Here is a 14,104-nt window from a genome sequence, read left to right on the forward strand (position 1 = left end):
TCCGCTCGGCACGACAAACCGGGGCACGGCGGCGTCGAAACGGAACTGTTTTACAATCGTCTTTCCTACCGTCAATTGCGACGAAGGACGTGCTCTGGTGGTGTAGTCCGGCCAATCATATCACCCTCTCACGGTGATGACCTGGGTTCAAATCCCAGCCGGAGCATTTCTCTCTCGATGCGACCGAACCCGATCAGTACCGGCCGTACTCGACCGCCCGCCGTCGGTCGACGCATCGCTCCGCCTCCGCCGGACCGATCGGCCACCGTTCGAGGTAGCGGCAGGTGTTGAGACGGCGTCCGGGTTTTAGCTGGCGGCGCGCGAGCCACGGCGTATGAGCGACGCCGCACGCCCCGCCCCCACCGCCGACGAGGCGCTCCACACGACCGTCGACCTCCCCTTCGAGGACGCGGTGCCGTTCGTCCAGCTCGAACACGAACTCGCCGACTTCGAGACCGTGCGCGTCACGCGGCTCGACGAGATGATCGAGGGGATGCTCGGCCACGACGACGCCGAGCGGACCGCGCTGATCGTCGTCTGTCACCCCGAGATCGCGTCCGACGCGCTGCGGATCGACCCGACGCTCGCCGGTATGCTCCCCTGTACCACGGTCGTGTACGAACGCGCCGGCGACGACCGCGTCCACGTCCACCACGTGTCCGCCACGAAGGCGATCCGCGACCTCGGCTGCGCGTCGGCGGCCGGGGCCGACGAGGGCGCGGTCGAGGACCTCGTGGCGAAGACCGGCGAGCTGATGGCCGTCGTCTGGGAGAACATCGAGCGGCACGGCCGGGAGTAGCCTCGGACGGCTCGGCCGCGCTCACCGGTTCAGCCGCCACCGGATCACCGCGGCGGCGACGAGGACCGTCCCGAACGTGACGACCCCGGAGATCAGCGCGCCGCGGGCGCTGTTCGCGCCCGTCGCGAACGCGCTCACCGACGCGGAGCCGCCGACCAGCGCCGCCCCGCCGGCCACCCCGCCGAACCCGATACAACAGAGGCTCAACAGGCCGACCGCGGACAGCGACCCGAGGATCCCGTCGTCGCTCATCGCTTCCCTCACCGCGGGCGACGGGGAAATAGGTGGTGGGGTCGGGCGCGACTGGCGCCCCGTCGTCGGGGGGCGGCCGGCGTCGCTCGTCGGCGTCCCGCGGCCGTGGTCGCCGCCCAAGCGAGGGTTTAATTCCGACAGTGCGCGAGGGCGTCGTGTGGACCCGAGCCGGATCCCCGCCGAGTTCCCCGCCCCGAGCTTCCGCGGCGCGCAGGAGCAGGCCCTCGCCGACATCCGCGACGCGTTCGCCGCCGGTAACCGCGTCGTGCTGGTGCGCGCGCCGACGGGCAGCGGCAAGTCGCTGCTCGCCCGGGCGATCATGGGCGCGGCCGAGACCGCGGGCGAGGCGGCCCCCAGCGAGGCGACCGGCGCGTACTACACCACCCCGCAGGTGTCGCAGATCGACGACGTGGAGGCCGACGACCTCCTCGACGACCTCGCGGTGATCCGCGGGAAGTCGAACTACGACTGCGTGCTCCCCGGCGAGCACGACACGCCCGTGAACCGCGCGCCCTGCGCGCGCCAGCAGGGGTTCGACTGCTCGATCCGGCACCGCTGCCCGTACTTCTCCGACCGGGCCATCGCGTCCGGCAACCGCTTCGCGGCACAGACGTTAGCGTACTTCATGCGCACCGCCGGCTCCGAGGTGTTCCGGAAGCGCGACGCCGTCGTGATAGACGAGGCGCACGGGCTCGCCGAGTGGGCCGAGATGTACGCGACGATCGAGATATCGCCCGACCGCGTCCCGGTGTGGGACGACGTCGGCGTCCCGGACGTCGCGGCCGACGCCGGCCCCGAGGAGGACGCGGTCGACCGGACCGCGCGGTTCGTCGAGACGCTCCGCGACGTGGCGATCCGGGCGAAAGACGAGCTGGTCGGCCGCCCCGAGCTCGACCGCGAGGAGGTCGCCCGGCGCGACCGGCTCCAGGAGCTCATAAGCGAACTGGGCTGGTTCCTCGAGGACTATCGCGACATCGAGTCCCCGACCTCGTGGGTCGTCGACCAGCCGGGCGGCGAGGGGTCGCCCCTCGATATCAAACCGCTCGACCCCGCCCGGTACCTCCGGCACACCGTCTGGGACCGGGGGAACCGGTTCGCGCTGCTGTCGGCGACCATCCTCTCGAAGGAGGCGTTCTGCCGCGGCGTCGGGCTCGACCCCGCCGACGTCGCCCTCGTTGACGTCGAGCACACGTTCCCGCTCGCGAACCGCCCGCTGTACGACGTGACGCAGGGGTCGATGACGTACGAGAACCGCGACGAGACGGTGCCGAAGATCGCCCGGCTCATCGTCCGGCTGATGGCGGAACACCCCGACGAGAAGGGGCTGATCCACGCGCACTCGTACGACATCGCCGAGCGGATCACCGAGCGGCTCGGCGAGTTCGGCGTCGCCGCGCGGGTCAGGCGGCACGACAGGCAGAACCGCGACGCCGAACTGGAGGCGTGGAAGGCGAGCGCGGACCCGGAGGTGTTCGTCTCGGTGAAGATGGAGGAGGCGCTGGACCTGAAGGGCGACCTCTGTCGCTGGCAGGTGGTGTGTAAGGCGCCGTACCGGAACACGAACGACTCGCGGGTCGCCCGCCGGCTGGCGGACGGGCAGTGGGCGTGGTACCACCGGACGGCGCTGCGCACGGTCATCCAAGCGTGCGGGCGAGTCGTCCGCGCCCCGGACGACTACGGCGCGACGTACCTCGCCGACGACTCGCTGCTCGACCTCTTCGACCGCGCCGCGGCCGACACGCCCTCGTGGTTCCGCGATCAGGTCGACGCGATGACGACCCCGTCGCTCCCGGCGTTCGACCCCGACGCGGCGCTGGCGGGTATCGACGCGTCGGCGGCGAACGGTGCGCGGAGCGGACGGCGGCGGCGCCGCCGCTCGGGTGGGTCGAGGGGTTCGGATCGCTCGTCGCCTGCCGACGGCGATTCCTCGGTCGGCGACGGGGACGCGACCGCCGACAGCGGAACGACCGACGACGAGTCGGTCCGGACCCGCTCCGAGCGGGACGCGGAGCGACGGCAGAACCACCCGCTGTCGGACGTGTGGGGCGACGGCTGACGAGGCGCTATCCAGACGCGGCCGTCACAGCAGCGAGACGCCGTACGCGACCATGGAGCTCACCATGAGAAACGCGAAGAACAACGCCATGAGCTGTTGTCTGTCCATATCGGCGTTCGACCGCAGAGGCGTATAACTCCTGCGGGCGAGCGACGACGGCGCGCGCGTCATATTACCACCTCCGAGCCGATCGTTCGTCAATATATATCGTATAAGGTGTATCAGGGGCCTGAATGAAGTAGTAACCTTCATAATCCCTCACGCGACTACTGGATGTATGGCCACGAACGGGCTGTCGAGTGCGCTGACGCTGTACGGTGCGCGAACCCTGACGCTGTCGCAGGCGGCCGCACAGGCAGGGCTCAGCGAGGCCGAATTCATCGAGCAACTCGAACGCCGCGGCATCGAGGTAACGGAGTCCGAGCGCGCCGCCGCGCTCGGCCGCGAGCAGCCCGCCCGCGCCGACTGAGCGGTGTCCCCCGCGGTCGGGGATGCCGACGCGTCGACGGTTTTCGCGACGCCGTCTCACGAACGATCAGTTCTACGGCCCTCCAGCCGTCCTCGTAGCGCGTTCGGTCCGGCTCGCAGCGATCCCTCAGTTGCCGCTCCGAGCCGACTCCGCGGTCCGTTCCGCCTCGTCGTCGGGCACGAGGTGGACCTCACCGCCGTGTTCGAACGCGAGGACCGCGTCGGCGTCGCCGTCGACGAACGCCGGGTTCGGGACGGTCTTCGCCTCGTAGGTGACGGGGTCGAGCACCTGGATCGCGTTCTCGTCTTCGACGGTCACCACGGTGGTCTCCGTCGCGTCCGCGCGGGTCCCGAGCCGGGTCGCGTCGGGGGCCTCCGCGTCCGCGAACGCGGACGTGTACTCCGCGCCGCTCGCGAGCCGGATCCCCTGGAGACGGCCCGAGACGCCCGTGACGAGGACCGGCCCGTCGCCGTCCTCGGGGTCGACGATCTCGCCCTCCGCGTACTTCGGGAGCCGCACCGCGAACGTGACGCGGTACACCTCGTTGCCGTCGCCGTCCTCGGTGACGAGCGTCGGATACGACTCGAAGCTCCCGCCGAGCGACTCGGTGATCCGCGTCGCCACGTTCTGCGCGAGCCGGTTCGAGGAGAGCTTGATGTCCGGCCCGTCGTCGGTCTCATTCACCTCGGTGATGAACGCCTCGCGGTCGCCGTCGGCCTCCTGGTCGGCGACGTACGACTCCGCGATGTCGAGCGCCTCGGCGCGCTCCGCCGGGGTGAGGTCGCGCTCGTCCGCGCGGACCTGAACGATCCCGGCGTAGTAGCCGCCGGCGATGCGCCCGCAGCGGTCGCAGGTCCCCCGTGATATCTTCACGGGGACCGTCACCTCCGCGGAGCGGAGGGTCCCGCGGACGACGCCCGAGAAGCGGCAGTGCATCCGGACCGTGTTCTCGTCGACCTGCTCGGGCTCGACGCCCCACTCGACCTCCTCGGCGTCGACGTGGACGCCGAGCGCCTCCGCGACCTCGTCGACGGCGACGTCGGTGTAGTCGCGCGCGCCGACGTCGCGCCACGACTCGCCGCGCCTGACGGCGCCGCAGCCGGAACACACCAACACCTCGATCCGGTCGGGGGCGTCGACCAGGTCGAAGTCCTCGAAGTAGCAGTCGTCGCAGAGCAGCGCGTCTCGCCCGCGCGGCTCGCCCGGAAGGGGGTCGCGCCGCTCGGGGACCGGGTCGCCGCAGCGCGGACAGAACTCCCGCGACTCGCTCATTACCCGCGGCTACGCCGAGGCCCCGTTTAAACGACGCGGACCGCCCCCGCTGGCGTCGACGGTTCTGCGGGCGGCTCCGGCCGTTCCGCGCGGGTCGCGACCTCCGAAATGGTTTTTCGCACGGACCGAGAACGGGTGCGTATGAGCGGTAACCCAGACGACGAGCGGCTCGAAGAACTGCGCGAACAGAAGATGGAGGAGCTTCGCGAGCGACAGGGCGGCGAGGGCGACGCCGCGGAGGCCCAACAGCAGGCCCAAGAGCGCGCCGAGGCCCAGCAGGAGGCGGTGCTGAAACAGTACCTCACCGACGGAGCCCGCCAGCGCCTCAACGCGGTCGAGATGTCGAAGCCGCAGTTCGGCGAGAAGGTGAAGAAACAGGTCGCCGCGCTGGCGCAGAGCGGACGCATTCAGGGACAGATCGACGAGGACCAGATGCGCGACCTGCTCAAAGAGCTCCAGCCCGAACAGAAGAGCTTCGACATCCGCCGCCGGTAGATGGAGCTCGCGCTGCTGTACAGCGGGGGGAAAGACTCCTCGCTGGCCGCCCACCTGCTCGACCGGTTCTACGACGTCCGCTGTGTCACCGGGAGCTTCGGGCTCACGGACGACTGGGAGCACGCCGAGCGGGCGGCCGGCGAACTCGGGTTCCCGTTCGAACGGGCCGACCTCGACCGCGAAGTGGCCGAGCGCGCCGCCGAGACGATGGTCGCGGACGGCTACCCCCGGAACGGGATCCAGCGCGTCCACGAGCACGCCCTCGAGACCATCGCCGCGCTCGACGTCGACGCCATCGCGGACGGCACCCGCCGCGACGACCGCGTCCCCACGGTGTCGCGGGCGCAGGCGCAGAGCCTCGAGGACCGAAACGGGATCGACTACATCTCCCCGCTCTCCGGGTTCGGCCGCCACGCCGTTGACCAGCTCGTCGAGGCGACCTTCGACGTCCAGCAGGGACCCAGCGAGGAGGTCCCCAAGGCCGACTACGAGGACGAGCTCCGGACGCTCATCGCCGACGAGTACGGCGAGGGCACGGTGGGAGAGGTGTTCCCGGACCACGACCAGACGTACGTCCACGGCCGGACCGACTGACTCCCGCAGACCCGGAAGCGCCGGAACTCCTTTCGACCCCGCGGTCGTAGCGTCGGGCATGTCATCCGACCGAGTCGTCGACCTGCTCAAGACGGCGTACGCCGACGAGATCGAGACCGTGATGAACTACCAGACGAACGCGATCGTCCTCGACGGCGTCCGGGCCGAGGAGATCAAAGAGAGCCTCAAACAGGACGTCCAGGAGGAGCTCGGCCACGCCGAACAGCTCGGGCAGCGGCTCAAACAGCTCGACGCGCGGCCGCCCGGCTCCGCCGAGTTCACCGCCGGGCAGGAGTCGCTCCAGCCGCCCGAGGACTCGACGGACGTGTTGGCCGTCATCAACGGCGTGCTCGACGCCGAGGAGGACGCGATCGCGACGTACCGCGACCTGATCGACGCCGCGGAGGCGGCGGACGACCCGGTGACCGAGGACCTCGCCGTGACGCTGCTCTCGGACGAGGAGGCCCACCGGACCGAGTTCCGCGGATTCCAGAAGGAGTACCAGCGCGGGTAGACGGCCCGCGGAGCCGCCGCCTCTCGGCCGCAACCGCGCGCCGATCCCGGCTGTCCCGCCCTGAAGGGATGCTTTCAAGCGGGCGCTCGCCGAACCGGCGTCCATGTACGACGGCCTCAAAGGCTTCCGCGACTTCTACCCCGGCGAGCAGTCCGCCCGCCGCGAGGTGACCGACGCGATCGAGGACGCGGCGGCCCGCCACGGCTTCCGCGAGATCGCGACGCCCGCGCTAGAGCGGACGGAGATGTACGTGGACAAATCCGGCGAGGAGATCGTCGAGGAGCTGTACGCCTTCGACGACAAGGGCGGCCGCGGCGTCTCGATGACGCCGGAGCTCACGCCGACGGTCGCGCGGATGGTCGTCGAGAAGGGCCAGGAGCTGTCGAAGCCGATCAAGTGGGTCTCCACCCGCCCGTTCTGGCGCTACGAGCAGGTCCAGCAGGGCCGGTTCCGCGAGTTCTACCAGACGAACATCGACGTGTTCGGCTCGTCGGCGCCCGAGGCCGACGCCGAGGTGCTCGCGACCGCCGCCGACGCCCTGACCGACCTCGGACTCACCGGCGACGACTTCGAGTTCCGCGTCTCGCACCGCGACATCCTCGGCGGTCTCGTCCGGTCGCTCGCCGCCGACCCCGACGCGGTCGACACCGCCGCCGCGATCCGCGCGGTCGACAAGCGCGCGAAGGTCGACGACGCCGAGTACGTCGGACTGCTCTCCGACGCGGGCCTCGCCCGCGACACCGCGCGCGACTTCGACGACCTCATCGCGGGGGTGGAGACCGTCGACGACCTCGACGCGGTCGCCGAGGCGGGCGACGAGTCGGTCGAGGCCGCGGTCGAGAACCTCCGGAACGTCCTCGCCGCCGCCGACGACTTCGGTGCGGGCGAGTTCTGCGACGTGTCCCTGACGACCGCCCGCGGGCTCGACTACTACACCGGGGTCGTCTTCGAGTGCTTCGACTCCACCGGCGAAGTGTCCCGCTCCGTCTTCGGCGGCGGGCGCTACGACGACCTCATCGAGAGCTTCGGCGGCCAGCCCACCCCCGCGGTCGGGGTCGCCCCCGGCCACGCCACTCTCAAGCTGCTCTGCCAGCGCGCCGGGGTCTGGCCGGACGAGGAGCTCTCGACCGACTACTACGTCCTCTCGGTCGGCGACACGCGGAGCGAGGCGGCCGCGCTCGCGGGTGAGCTCCGCGCGCTCGGCGACGACGTGGTCGTCGAGCAGGACGTCTCCGACCGCTCGTTCGGCGCCCAGCTCGGCTACGCCGACTCGATCAACGCCGAGACCGTGGTCGTTGTCGGCGAGCGCGACTTAGAGAACGGCGAGTACACGGTGAAGGACATGGAAAGCGGCGACGAGACGACGGTGCCTGTCGAGGAGTTCCCGCCCGAGGAGGGGCTCCCGACGTACGGGGACTACGAGTAGGCGCGTCGGTCGCGGCCTGAACCCTTTTCAGGGTCGCACGGGGAACGGGAGACGATGATCCCGCTCGCGACGACGATGCCCCCGACCGAGGTCGCGCTCCGCGTGGCCGCGGGCGTCCTCCTCATCCTGATCAACGCGTACTTCGTGGCGGTCGAGTTCGGCCTGACGCGCCTCCGGCAGTACCCGGAGTCGGAGATGGACACCCCCGGACTGCGGCGCGCCTGGGAGATGACGGACGACCTGGAGTTCTACCTCACCACCTGTCAGGTGTGGATCTCCGGCACGAGCATCGCGCTCGGTATTGTCGCCGAGCCGGGGCTTGCGGCGATCTTCGCGCCGATATTCGAGAACACCGCGCTCGCGTCGGCCGGCGCGGGCTCGCTGTTGGGTTTTTTCCTCATCAACATGGTCCACCTGACTCACGGCGAGCAGACGCCGACGTATCTCGGCGTCGAGCGCTCGAAGCAGGTCGCGAACTACGGCGCTCGGCCGCTGTACTGGTTCGCCTGGAGCATCTCGCCGCTGATCAAGTTCGGCGACTGGGTCGCGAAGGCGACGCTGGGGCTCTTCGGCGTCGAGATGACCGGGTCGTGGACCGAGGCCGAAGGGGAGGTGCTGGAGACGCGCGCGCAGCTCCGCACCCGCCTCGGCTCGATGATGGAAGACATCGAGCTACCGAAGGAACGGCGCGAGGAGATTCTCAACGCGCTCGACGTGGATCGGGTCACCGTCGCGGACGTGATGACGCGGCCCGACGAGATCGTCTCGCTGACCACGACGGCGTCGGTCGACGAGAACCTCGACCGGATCCGGGACACCCCGCACACGCGCTTCCCGCTCGTGGGCGAGGACCGGGGCGACTTCGAGGGGATCGTGTACGCCCCCTCGATCGTGAGCCGCTTCGACGCGCTCCGCGACGGCGACCTGACGTTCGCGGACGTCGCGGCCCCCCCGCTGACGGTCTCCCCTGACGCGAGCGTCAGCGACGCCTACGACCGGTTCCAGGCGGAGTCGCAGGAGCTCGCTCTGGTCGTCGCTGACGGCGAGGTCGTCGGCCTGCTCACCGCGACCGACGCCATGGAGGCGGTGATGGGCCAGCTGGAGGACCCGCTGGACGCCGGCGAACTGTAGCGCGCGACACGACTCCGGTCAGTCCTTGTACGCCTCGCGCAGGAACACCAACGCCCCGCCGAGCATCGCGAGGTTGCCGAAGAAGGCGAGCCGCTCGCCGCCCTTGTCGTCCTCGTCGGCGTTCCAGAAGTCGTGCATCGTCGCGGTGACGACGGTCAGGAACGCGACCGCCGCGCCGGTCGCGACCCGCGGGAGCCGCCAGAGCGCGATGCCGACGCCGGCGACGATCATCATGCCGGAGGCGAACGGCGCGGCCACGTCCGGCATCGGAACGCCCGCCGACTCGGCGTACTCGATCGTGTCGTCCATGTCGCGGAAGTCCTCCGAGGCCTGCGCGGCGAGGCCGGCGCCTAGGAGGACGCGCCCGAGCCGCGACGGCGCGCCGCGGCCGGTCGCCTCGTCGCTCGCGTCTGGTGTTTCGTCGTCGCTCATACCGCACACAACGCGGCCGCGCCTCATAAATCGCGGTGGCGGCGGACGCGGCGTCCCGTCGCGCCGCCCCCTCGCGCCGCGTCGGTCGCCCCTCACGCCCGGTCGATCTGCGCCAGCAGCTCCGCGGTCGCCGCCTCGTCGAAGCCCATCGGGCGGCGCCACCAGGGCCCCTTCCCGGAGTCGCTCGACAGGTCGGTGACGATCGGGTTCGCCTCCACCCCTGCGTCGGGCGCACTCAGCGGAACGACCCGGTCGAAGCGGCCGGACGCGTCCGGGTCGCCGACCGCGACGACGCGGGCGTCGAACGGGTCCCGCTTCAGGTGCGCGTTGGTCGGCGCCGCCGCGGCGGCGGCGGCGCGGTCGACGACGCCGTCGCCCTCGGCCGGCGAGAGTACGCGCTCGATCCGGATCCCCGCGAAGAGGTACGCGCCCCAGTCGGGGGCGAGGTCGTCGTCGACGGCGACGCCGTGCTCTCGGAGCCACGCGCCGCCGCGGTCGTCCGCGCCCGCGTCGCCGGGGCGCTCGTCGCCCGGTCCGGCCCAGTCGCGCGGCCGCAGCGACAGCGTCGCGTAGAACAGGAGCCGGTCGCCGGGTTCGAGGGTCGCGATCCGCCCGGCCTTCACCCCGTGCGGGTCGCCGTACGTCGCGCGCTCGCGGCCGTGGACGCCCGGGAACTCGGGGTCGGCGTGGACGGGCACCTCGCGCAGGGCCTCCGGGACGGCGAACGGGAGGTCGAGGTCGCCGTAGGTCGGGACCGGCTCGTCGACCGGGGCGCGCCCGCGCGGCAGCGTCGCCGCCGACTCGGGGATCGGGACGTACGCGAAGGAGCCGTCGGGGTAGACGGGCCCCCGGAACCCGGGTTCGTTCGTGTTGGCGGCGACGTTGACCGCGAGGGCGCGAGGGTCCGGCATCGAAAAAGCGCGGGCTCAGTCCGCCGTCGCCGCGGTCGCCTCGTGGTCGATCTCGGTCCCGAGCAGGTCGAGGAACTGTGCGATCCACTCGGGGTGATCGGGCCACGCTTGGCCGGTGACGAGGTTCCCGTCGGTCGTCACGCCGTCGACCCACGAGCAGCCGGCGGCCTCGACCTCCGGCCTGACGGCGGGGTACGCCGTGATCTCGTAGCCGTCGAGGACGCCCGCCGCAGCGAGGATCTGCGGGCCGTGACAGATCGACGCGACGGGCTTGTCCGCCTCGAAGAAGTGCCGCACCGCGTCGAGCACCTCGTCGTAGCCGCGGAGGTACTCGGGGGCGCGCCCGCCGGGAACGACTAAGGCGTCGTAGTCGGCCGGCTCGACCTCGTCGAAGCCGTGCGTGAGCTCGAAGTTGTGCCCGCGCTCCTCCAGGTACGTCTGGTCGCCGCGGAAGTCGTGGATCGCGGTCTTGACCGTCTCGCCGCCCTCCCTGCCCGGACAGACGGCGTGGACCTCGTGGCCGACCGCCTGGAGCGCCTGGTACGGCACCATTATCTCGTAGTCCTCCCCGAAGTCGCCGACGATCATCAGTATCCGTTGTCCTGTCATGTGTGCGACACCACCTCTGCGTACGCGCTGCTGGCCAATAACGATACTGGCGTGAGATATCATACCATGAACAAGCCGCCTCCGATCACCGACGCGTCGGCCGCACGGCGCCCTCAGCGCGGCGGGCTCGGCGGCTGGAGGTCCCGCTGAAACTCGTCGAACTGCTCGAGGTCGTCCGGGAGGTCGTACTCGATCTCGCGGTCGTCCTGGTTGTCGGGGAGCCGGCCGTCCTCGATCTCCTCGGCGGCCTCCTCCCACCCCGGCTTCACGCGGACACTGCGGGCGGGCGATCCGACGACCACGTGATGGGCGGGCACGTCGCCTTGGACCACGGATCGCGCGCCCACGACGCTGTTCTCGCCGACGCGGCAGCCGGCCCGGACCATCGCGTCGTAGGTGACGCGGGCGTCATCCTCGACGATCGTGTGGAAGTTCCGGACCTCGGTCTGGTCGACGATGTCGTGATCGTGGCTGTAGAGGTGGACGCCGTCGGAGATGGAGGCGCGGTCGCCGATCGTCAGCTTCCCGCGGTCGTCGAGGTGGACGTCGTCGTGGATCACGACGTTGTCGCCCACCTCGATGTTGTGGCCGTAGGTGACGGAGATCCCCTTGAAGAAGCGACAGTCGTCGCCGCACTCGGCGAAGAGGTGGTTGCCGAGCATCTGCCGGAACCGGAGCGCGAACTCGACGTTGTCGGCCATCGGTGTGGCGTCGAACTGGCGCCAGAGCCACTGGAGGTGCTTCGAGCGCTGGAAGCGCTCCTCGTCCTTCTCGGCGTAGTACTCCGACTCCAGCGTCGCGTTACACGGGTCGTACCCCTGGAGGCGCACGCGCTCGGCGCGCGACACCGATTCGCCGCTCTGCCACGCCTCCCACGCCTCCCGGTCGCCGTGGAGGTCGATCAGCACGTCACGGACGACCTCGCAGGTGTCCTCGTCCGAGGAGAGCCGCTCGTCCACCTCGTCGATGAACCCTCGGACCCCGGCCTCGGCGCCGTCGGGCAGGGACACGTGTCGCTTTGTCATCGGCCCTCCTTCGTCGCCATCACTCAAATGGATTCGGTTGTGCGACCGCGGCGCCTCAGCCGATCAGTACAGTTCCTCGGCGGCAAATATGCCGACGAGAACGCCCGTGAAGGCGATCACGAACGCCGGGGCGATCGCGGCCCTGCCGAACGAGAGCAACAGCGCGGTGACCGCGACGACGGCGATGATCCCGAGCAGGACGATCACGGCGTCGAGCCGCCAACGGAGGGAGTCGTCCATGGGCGGTCGACGAGCCGGGATCAAGTAATAGGCGGCGGGACGAGCCGAGACGAGCGAGCGTGATCGCCGCCCGCTCCACCGCCCCGAGACCGACAGCGATCGCCGGCCGTTCCACCGCCCCGAGACCGACAGCGATCGCCGCCTGCTCCACCGCCCCGAGACCGACAGCGATCGCCGGCCGTTCCACCGCCCCGAGACCGACCGCGCCCGATAAGTGTCCCGACCACCAACCGGTTGGCATGCAACACCGCGAACTCGGTAACTCGGGCGTCGAGGTCTCGGAGGTCGGCTTCGGCGCGTGGGTCGTCGGCACCGACTGGTGGGGCGACCGCTCGGACGAACAGGCGGTCGGGATGGTCGAGGAGGCGCTCGACGCGGGCGTCACCTACGTCGACACCGGCGACGTGTACGGCCACGGCGACAGCGAGGAGATAATCGGGACGGCGATCGCCGGCCGCCGCGACGAGGTGACGCTGTCGACGAAGATCGGCTACGACTTCTACGACAACCCGCAGGCCGGTCACGGCGAGCTCCCGAAGGAGCTGAACCGTGAGTACCTCACCGAGGCGTTCGAGGCCTCGCTGGACCGCCTCGACACGGACTACGTCGACGTGCTCCAGCTCCACAACGCGAACGTCGACGAGGTGACCCCCGAGGTGCGCGACCTCCTCCGCGAGTGGAAGGCCGACGGGCGCGTCCGCGCGCTCGGCTGGGCGCTCGGCCCCTCGATCGGCTGGCTCGCCGAGGGCGACGCCGCCGTCGAGTACGAGGAGTTCGACGCGGTCCAGACCGTCTTCAACATGTTCGAGCAGGAGCCCGGTCGCCACTTCGTGGACACGATCCGCGAGAGCGGTTCGGACACCTCCGTCATCGCTCGCGTCCCGCACTCCTCCGGCCTGCTGAACGAACAGGTGACGCCCGACACCGTCCTCGAGGACGGCGACCACCGCTCGCACCGCCCGAAGGAGTGGTACGAGACCGGCTGGGAGAAGGTCGACGCGATCCGCTTCCTCGAAGACCCCGACGGTGTTGAGGGGGCGCGCACGATGGCGCAGGCCGCGATCCGCTGGCTGCTCGCGCACGACGAGGTCGCCTCCGTCACCCCGACGTTTCGCGACGGCGCCGACATCGCCGAGTGGAGCGCCGCCGCCGACGTGCCGCCGATCTCCGACGCCGAGTACGAGCGGCTCGACGATCTGTACGCCCGCAACTTCGACATCGACCGCGACGACGGGATGGACGTCCTCCGCACCTCCGTCGACGGCGAAGACATCGAGGCCGCCGGCCTCGACAAGCGCGCCGCGTCGTACTGAGCGGCGACCCCGCGTTCGATCGACGCCGATCGACCCGGCCTCTTCGCCTCGAAACCGCCAGACAGCGCCTTGACACCGTCGCTCAGGACCACTTTCACTCCGGGGCGGCTCGGCCGCGCCGCTGGCGGGTGTGGAAACGGTGGCTCGGTCGAAACCCGTCATCACAAGGGGCTCAGTGGGGGTAACCGACTCGTCATCGCCACCACGGTGCGATCTACTCGCTCGCGGGTATAAACTGATCGCGACGGCCCCCGACGACCGGCGGCTGTGGTCGCGGCGACCGCTCGACCGGGCGCCCGGGCCTGCGACCCGTGAGGAGAGAGCGACCGAAGCGAGCGAGTAGGGCGGAGCGGAAACTGACATGATACTGAGCAACTGTTAATCTACATCCCGCTGTATTGGCGACTGGTGCTGTGCTGGCACAAGTCCCGCGCCGTGCGGGTCGCAGTAGCCCGGCCCCGAACGGTGGGTTCACCGACTCCGAAGGGCGTTCGGTAGGCGGGGCGCACAAAACGCCCCGTCGCGTCGCATGACGGCGAGGACCACACCGAAGCCCCACCCTCAAC

The 14,104-nt window shown here is 70.4% G+C and carries 17 protein-coding genes and 1 tRNA gene; 10 read left to right on the forward strand and 8 right to left on the reverse strand.

Features of this window, described 5'->3' with window-relative positions; all coding sequences use genetic code 11:
- Positions 1 to 91: 91 nt before the first annotated feature.
- Positions 92 to 166, forward strand: a tRNA-Glu gene (locus EXE51_RS04385).
- A 168-nt stretch (positions 167 to 334) separates the two neighbouring features.
- Positions 335 to 799, forward strand: a complete 465-nt coding sequence (locus EXE51_RS04390; protein ID WP_086215672.1) for a DUF302 domain-containing protein — start codon at positions 335 to 337, stop codon at positions 797 to 799.
- Between the two features lie 21 nt (positions 800 to 820).
- Here the strand turns inward: EXE51_RS04390 and EXE51_RS04395 are convergent, their stop codons facing one another.
- Positions 821 to 1,051: a hypothetical protein gene (locus EXE51_RS04395; protein ID WP_049930499.1), complete on the reverse strand. Its 231-nt coding sequence runs from the start codon at positions 1,049 to 1,051 to the stop codon at positions 821 to 823.
- A 157-nt stretch (positions 1,052 to 1,208) separates the two neighbouring features.
- On the opposite strand from EXE51_RS04395, the gene EXE51_RS04400 reads away from it, so the two are divergent.
- Positions 1,209 to 3,107, forward strand: a complete 1,899-nt coding sequence (locus EXE51_RS04400) for a helicase C-terminal domain-containing protein (RefSeq protein ID WP_137692079.1) — start codon at positions 1,209 to 1,211, stop codon at positions 3,105 to 3,107.
- 24 nt (positions 3,108 to 3,131) lie between these two features.
- Here EXE51_RS04400 and EXE51_RS17480 read toward each other — a convergent pair whose 3' ends face one another.
- Positions 3,132 to 3,278, reverse strand: coding sequence for a hypothetical protein (locus EXE51_RS17480; RefSeq protein ID WP_158294385.1), 147 nt, complete (start codon positions 3,276 to 3,278; stop codon positions 3,132 to 3,134).
- Positions 3,279 to 3,384: 106 nt separating this feature from the next.
- Here EXE51_RS17480 and EXE51_RS04405 point away from each other — a divergent pair, with 106 nt between their 5' ends.
- On the forward strand, positions 3,385 to 3,576 hold the full coding sequence (locus tag EXE51_RS04405) for a UPF0175 family protein (protein WP_017344020.1): 192 nt from the start codon (positions 3,385 to 3,387) through the stop codon (positions 3,574 to 3,576).
- 126 nt (positions 3,577 to 3,702) lie between these two features.
- Here EXE51_RS04405 and EXE51_RS04410 read toward each other — a convergent pair whose 3' ends face one another.
- Positions 3,703 to 4,848: a 60S ribosomal export protein NMD3 gene (locus EXE51_RS04410; RefSeq protein ID WP_086215675.1), complete on the reverse strand. Its 1,146-nt coding sequence runs from the start codon at positions 4,846 to 4,848 to the stop codon at positions 3,703 to 3,705.
- Between the two features lie 141 nt (positions 4,849 to 4,989).
- On the opposite strand from EXE51_RS04410, the gene EXE51_RS04415 reads away from it, so the two are divergent.
- The 5 genes from EXE51_RS04415 to EXE51_RS04435 all read left to right on the forward strand — a co-directional run bounded on the left by EXE51_RS04415 (position 4,990) and on the right by EXE51_RS04435 (position 9,008).
- Complete coding sequence (locus EXE51_RS04415) at positions 4,990 to 5,343, forward strand: DNA-binding protein (RefSeq protein ID WP_049930504.1); 354 nt, start codon at positions 4,990 to 4,992, stop codon at positions 5,341 to 5,343.
- Entirely contained in the window at positions 5,344 to 5,937 is a 594-nt protein-coding gene (locus EXE51_RS04420) for an alpha hydrolase (RefSeq protein ID WP_089308278.1), read from the forward strand.
- Between the two features lie 58 nt (positions 5,938 to 5,995).
- Positions 5,996 to 6,451, forward strand: coding sequence for a DUF892 family protein (locus EXE51_RS04425; RefSeq protein WP_094521000.1), 456 nt, complete (start codon positions 5,996 to 5,998; stop codon positions 6,449 to 6,451).
- A 103-nt stretch (positions 6,452 to 6,554) separates the two neighbouring features.
- The gene (gene hisS, locus EXE51_RS04430; protein ID WP_094494505.1) at positions 6,555 to 7,877 is read left to right on the forward strand and encodes a histidine--tRNA ligase; all 1,323 of its coding nucleotides are present in this window, start codon (positions 6,555 to 6,557) and stop codon (positions 7,875 to 7,877) included.
- A gap of 54 nt (positions 7,878 to 7,931) precedes the next feature.
- Positions 7,932 to 9,008, forward strand: a complete 1,077-nt coding sequence (locus EXE51_RS04435; protein WP_049930509.1) for a CNNM domain-containing protein — start codon at positions 7,932 to 7,934, stop codon at positions 9,006 to 9,008.
- Positions 9,009 to 9,026: 18 nt separating this feature from the next.
- On the opposite strand, the gene EXE51_RS04440 is transcribed toward EXE51_RS04435, so the two are convergent.
- The 5 genes from EXE51_RS04440 to EXE51_RS17485 all read right to left on the reverse strand — a co-directional run bounded on the left by EXE51_RS04440 (position 9,027) and on the right by EXE51_RS17485 (position 12,225).
- Complete coding sequence (locus EXE51_RS04440) at positions 9,027 to 9,440, reverse strand: DoxX family protein (protein ID WP_049930511.1); 414 nt, start codon at positions 9,438 to 9,440, stop codon at positions 9,027 to 9,029.
- A 92-nt stretch (positions 9,441 to 9,532) separates the two neighbouring features.
- A complete protein-coding gene (locus tag EXE51_RS04445) occupies positions 9,533 to 10,351 on the reverse strand; it encodes a hypothetical protein (protein ID WP_089308277.1) in 819 nt (272 codons plus the stop codon).
- Positions 10,352 to 10,366: 15 nt separating this feature from the next.
- Positions 10,367 to 10,960: a DJ-1/PfpI family protein gene (locus EXE51_RS04450; RefSeq protein WP_137692080.1), complete on the reverse strand. Its 594-nt coding sequence runs from the start codon at positions 10,958 to 10,960 to the stop codon at positions 10,367 to 10,369.
- A 113-nt stretch (positions 10,961 to 11,073) separates the two neighbouring features.
- Positions 11,074 to 11,985, reverse strand: coding sequence for an acyltransferase (locus EXE51_RS04455; RefSeq protein WP_049930517.1), 912 nt, complete (start codon positions 11,983 to 11,985; stop codon positions 11,074 to 11,076).
- A gap of 63 nt (positions 11,986 to 12,048) precedes the next feature.
- Positions 12,049 to 12,225, reverse strand: a complete 177-nt coding sequence (locus tag EXE51_RS17485; RefSeq protein ID WP_158413875.1) for a hypothetical protein — start codon at positions 12,223 to 12,225, stop codon at positions 12,049 to 12,051.
- A gap of 239 nt (positions 12,226 to 12,464) precedes the next feature.
- Between EXE51_RS17485 and EXE51_RS04460 the strand changes: the two genes are divergently transcribed.
- On the forward strand, positions 12,465 to 13,538 hold the full coding sequence (locus EXE51_RS04460) for an aldo/keto reductase (RefSeq protein ID WP_049930519.1): 1,074 nt from the start codon (positions 12,465 to 12,467) through the stop codon (positions 13,536 to 13,538).
- The last annotated feature ends 566 nt before the right edge of the window (positions 13,539 to 14,104 follow it).

This window comes from Halorubrum sp. CGM5_25_10-8B (assembly GCF_005435095.1).
GTDB classification, from domain to species: domain Archaea; phylum Halobacteriota; class Halobacteria; order Halobacteriales; family Haloferacaceae; genus Halorubrum; species Halorubrum ezzemoulense.

Bases quoted from the DNA above. Each gene is read 5' to 3' on its own strand.
- EXE51_RS17480 (WP_158294385.1), bottom strand. From the start codon at position 3,278: ATGACGCGCGCGCCGTCGTCGCTCGCCCGCAGGAGTTATACGCCTCTG.
- EXE51_RS04415 (WP_049930504.1), top strand. From the start codon at position 4,990: ATGAGCGGTAACCCAGACGACGAGCGGCTCGAAGAACTGCGCGAACAG.
- EXE51_RS04395 (WP_049930499.1), bottom strand. From the start codon at position 1,051: ATGAGCGACGACGGGATCCTCGGGTCGCTGTCCGCGGTCGGCCTGTTG.
- EXE51_RS17485 (WP_158413875.1), bottom strand. From the start codon at position 12,225: ATGGACGACTCCCTCCGTTGGCGGCTCGACGCCGTGATCGTCCTGCTC.
- hisS (WP_094494505.1), top strand. From the start codon at position 6,555: ATGTACGACGGCCTCAAAGGCTTCCGCGACTTCTACCCCGGCGAGCAG.
- EXE51_RS04435 (WP_049930509.1), top strand. From the start codon at position 7,932: ATGATCCCGCTCGCGACGACGATGCCCCCGACCGAGGTCGCGCTCCGC.
- EXE51_RS04450 (WP_137692080.1), bottom strand. From the start codon at position 10,960: ATGACAGGACAACGGATACTGATGATCGTCGGCGACTTCGGGGAGGAC.
- EXE51_RS04410 (WP_086215675.1), bottom strand. From the start codon at position 4,848: ATGAGCGAGTCGCGGGAGTTCTGTCCGCGCTGCGGCGACCCGGTCCCC.
- EXE51_RS04420 (WP_089308278.1), top strand. From the start codon at position 5,344: ATGGAGCTCGCGCTGCTGTACAGCGGGGGGAAAGACTCCTCGCTGGCC.
- EXE51_RS04440 (WP_049930511.1), bottom strand. From the start codon at position 9,440: ATGAGCGACGACGAAACACCAGACGCGAGCGACGAGGCGACCGGCCGC.
- EXE51_RS04390 (WP_086215672.1), top strand. From the start codon at position 335: ATGAGCGACGCCGCACGCCCCGCCCCCACCGCCGACGAGGCGCTCCAC.
- EXE51_RS04445 (WP_089308277.1), bottom strand. From the start codon at position 10,351: ATGCCGGACCCTCGCGCCCTCGCGGTCAACGTCGCCGCCAACACGAAC.
- EXE51_RS04405 (WP_017344020.1), top strand. From the start codon at position 3,385: ATGGCCACGAACGGGCTGTCGAGTGCGCTGACGCTGTACGGTGCGCGA.
- EXE51_RS04425 (WP_094521000.1), top strand. From the start codon at position 5,996: ATGTCATCCGACCGAGTCGTCGACCTGCTCAAGACGGCGTACGCCGAC.
- EXE51_RS04455 (WP_049930517.1), bottom strand. From the start codon at position 11,985: ATGACAAAGCGACACGTGTCCCTGCCCGACGGCGCCGAGGCCGGGGTC.
- EXE51_RS04460 (WP_049930519.1), top strand. From the start codon at position 12,465: ATGCAACACCGCGAACTCGGTAACTCGGGCGTCGAGGTCTCGGAGGTC.